General features: G+C 63.0%; 5 protein-coding genes. All 5 read right to left on the bottom strand.

Annotated features, from left to right (window positions below; genetic code table 11):
* The coding region (locus tag AC52Q4_RS11415; RefSeq protein ID WP_495536920.1) for a phage-derived protein YdaY family protein at positions 1-332 on the bottom strand (332 nt) is incomplete at its 3' end.
* On the bottom strand, positions 332-1,270 hold the full coding sequence (locus AC52Q4_RS11410) for a phage tail tube protein (RefSeq protein ID WP_495536919.1): 939 nt from the start codon (positions 1,268-1,270) through the stop codon (positions 332-334). The genes AC52Q4_RS11415 and AC52Q4_RS11410, both read right to left, overlap by 1 nt.
* Positions 1,271-1,294: 24 nt before the next feature.
* Positions 1,295-1,714 carry a hypothetical protein gene (locus AC52Q4_RS11405; protein WP_495536918.1) on the bottom strand — a complete coding sequence of 140 codons (420 nt, stop codon included), beginning with the start codon at positions 1,712-1,714 and terminating at the stop codon, positions 1,295-1,297.
* Positions 1,715-1,748: 34 nt separating this feature from the next.
* Positions 1,749-2,306 carry a hypothetical protein gene (locus tag AC52Q4_RS11400; RefSeq protein ID WP_495536917.1) on the bottom strand — a complete coding sequence of 186 codons (558 nt, stop codon included), beginning with the start codon at positions 2,304-2,306 and terminating at the stop codon, positions 1,749-1,751.
* A gap of 44 nt (positions 2,307-2,350) precedes the next feature.
* Positions 2,351-2,821 (bottom strand): DUF6441 family protein (locus AC52Q4_RS11395; protein WP_495536916.1); only part of this gene is annotated, 471 nt, incomplete at its 5' end.

Below are 2,821 nucleotides of genomic sequence, written 5' to 3'. Positions count from 1 at the left end.
TCCAGCAGCAAGCCCTTGGAGACATAGGTCAACTGAAAGGCCTCGAACATCGGCCAGATATCCAAGAGCGCGTCGATGGCCTCGGGGGACGGCTCGATTGCGTTGCCATCCGCATCACCGATACCCTCCCATGCAAGCACGGCCCGCCGCGCCAGCGTCTTGGCGAAGGCAACGGCCCGCTCCTCGTCGGAAGCGTCCTCAGGCACCGCCTCGACGGACGGGTCGCTGCGCGTCGCCACCATCAGCGCGGTTGTCAGCGGGCGGAGTTGCACCCGCACGCCCGGCGCAAGGTCATGCCAGCGCGGCGCGTTTGTCAGATCGAGTGTCAGCATCAATATACCTCAATGTCGTTGATCAGGGTGGCAGTGCACATCCGGCCGACGGTGCTATCGCGGGCGGCCTGCCAATCGAAGGTCGCCTGCACGCCCTGCGGCCCGGAAATCTCGATCCGGGGACGCGGCAGGTAGACGGCATGCACGGTGAAGGTGAAGCTCTCGCCAGAGGGCAGCACATACGCAAACTCGAGCTCGCAGGGATCGCCATTGATGGCCTGTGTCACCAGCGTCTGGTCTGCGAAGCGCACCTCGATGGAGCCGGTCAGAGCCGCAATGGACGGGTCCGCGCCGTCGATGCGGCCGTCCGAGCGAATGGTTTCGATCCGGTCGAGGTTGTTGGCGTAGGTGTTGTCCGCCGAGACGACATTGCCGAGGGCTGAGCCGTTACGGGTGATGGCTCCGTTGAAATGACCGAAGCGCTGCAATTCGAGAGCGGCAGGCGTGCCTGCGCTGGTCGTTGTGCCCACGGTCTCGCCCTGCGCCACCAGCCGCGCCGTCGCGGTCAGCAGCCCTGAACGCTGCATCTGCCAATTTATCTGGTCGAGCACGCAGCCGGAAAACATCGCATAGCGTGGCACCTCGGGCATGCCGGTTTCGATGGACATGCTGGGCAAGGTCCAGGACCCCGACTGAAATTCATGGGTCCATGGACCGGTGCCGGTCGTGGTCGGATCGCCAAAGGCCGCCTTCAGCCAGAAGCCGAAGGCCGCGGCATCGAGCGGCACAACGACATCGCCATCGGCCGTCACAGCATCCTTGATCGGTGCCAGCGGATCCCTACCGTAGCCCAGAAGTTCCGAGTTCAGCAGCGGCTGTTCCGCCCCCAGCGAGGTGCTGGCGAAGGGCATCTTCGTGAAGCCGCCCACGGGGGGCGTTCCATAGGTCATCTCGAACGCAAGCGCCATCTGCGCCCGCGCCCCTTGGGCTCGTGCCATAGTGTTCTCCTCGGATTGTCGGGATCAGCCGAGCGGATCGGCCGTGGAATAGTGCAGCACGACCGGGATGACGGCGGCCTTCAGGCTGGCCGCGCCCTCGACCGGCAAATCGACCGGCCGCGGCGCTTCCCCTTCGACCCAGTCGCAGAGGCCGCCCAGCGTGCGGTCGGCGGCGAGCGCTGCACCGACGCTGGCGGTCAGCGTATCGAAGGCGGCGTCACGGTCCGTGCCCTGCACGACGGCTTCGATCTCGGCGCGGTGTTGGTAGTGGTAGCGAAGCGGCGAAAGCGTGACTTCCGGTTCACCGGGTTCGCCGTCGCGCAGGATCAACAGGCCTTCGGTCGGGATGCGCTCGGGCAAAACCTCGCCGCGCAGGGCGGCGGCGGGCAGCGCCGAGAGCCGCTCGTGCAGCGCGGTGAGGATGGTTTCGCGGGATGTGGGCATGGATTATCGGACCTCGAGGAAAAGCGTCGGGAGCTTACCTCGCGCCCCTCTTGCCAAAGGTCGGGTACAGCGAGTCCCACAATGTATCTTCGATATCTTGTCTGCATTCCCGGCTAGCAGCGGGTGAAAATGATTGAACTTTGACCGTGACAATACCCTCAAACTCAGGGCACCACCGTTGCAAGTTCAAGGCATAGGTGCCCACTGGAGCCTCGCCAATGTGCTCTCTCAATCGCCTGCGGATACCTTCCGAGCCGCCGACATACAGGGTCGTTTGCTCCTCACGGTCTGGATTGCGCCTTGGAAGACGGTACCCTCGCTCCAGTTCATTCGGCAAACCATCGAAGGAGTTCTTTATTGCCTCGGCAGTTTCGACATTTCCAACAGAAATCGAATAGAGCACCGGATGGATGATTTCGTCACCTAAAGCTTCCTCTAGCCACGGACTTACGCCTTGCCTTGCTGCGCCACTACGAATTTGATCGGCTGAAAACTGGCGTTCAATCACATCACTGAACTCTGCTTGACGAATAGACCGAGCGCGATTGAATAGCGCCATCCGGGCGGATCGGATTATTTCATCGTTAATCATCGTTATCTGTAGTCTCACAGTCTAAGGCGCAGAGCTACAAATGATCATGAACCAACTAGCCCGTCCACCCAGTTTGCCACGATCAGCCCCGGCACACCATCCAACGCCTGCTCCGCATCGCGAGCCAAGTCCAGCCGCTTCGGCAGTTTCACCTGCGGCACCAACAGGAAGATCGGAGCGGTGACCTTTCCGCGTCCGGTTTTCGAGCGGGACACCACCGCCTGGCCCTTCGTGTTCAGCCGTCCCTCCGCCACCAGCAGGCTCGGCCCGGTCCGGCGATAGACGAAGCGCAGACGCAGGCCACGTCGCCGTTCCCATTCACCCGGCGTGATCCGGCCGCCGCGTGTCGATTTGCCTGCGGCGGCCAGCGGGATCGCCAGCCAGAACCCGTCCTTCGAGCGGATCAGCGGGCCGATGTCATGCGCGCCGACGATCACCGGTGCTTTGGACCAGACCAGTGCTGCGGCGTCCAAGCTCTCGCCCGATCTCGGGAAGTTCTGGTTGCGGATCGAGTT

The sequence above is a fragment of the Nitrococcus sp. genome (assembly GCF_059432795.1).
This window is presented reverse-complemented; position numbering and strand designations above follow the sequence as displayed.

What these genes read in the sequence shown, in the direction of transcription:
- AC52Q4_RS11410 (WP_495536919.1), bottom strand. Translation starts at nt 1,270, where the DNA reads ATGGCACGAGCCCAAGGGGCGCGGGCGCAGATGGCGCTTGCGTTCGAG.
- AC52Q4_RS11405 (WP_495536918.1), bottom strand. Translation starts at nt 1,714, where the DNA reads ATGCCCACATCCCGCGAAACCATCCTCACCGCGCTGCACGAGCGGCTC.
- AC52Q4_RS11400 (WP_495536917.1), bottom strand. Translation starts at nt 2,306, where the DNA reads ATGATTAACGATGAAATAATCCGATCCGCCCGGATGGCGCTATTCAAT.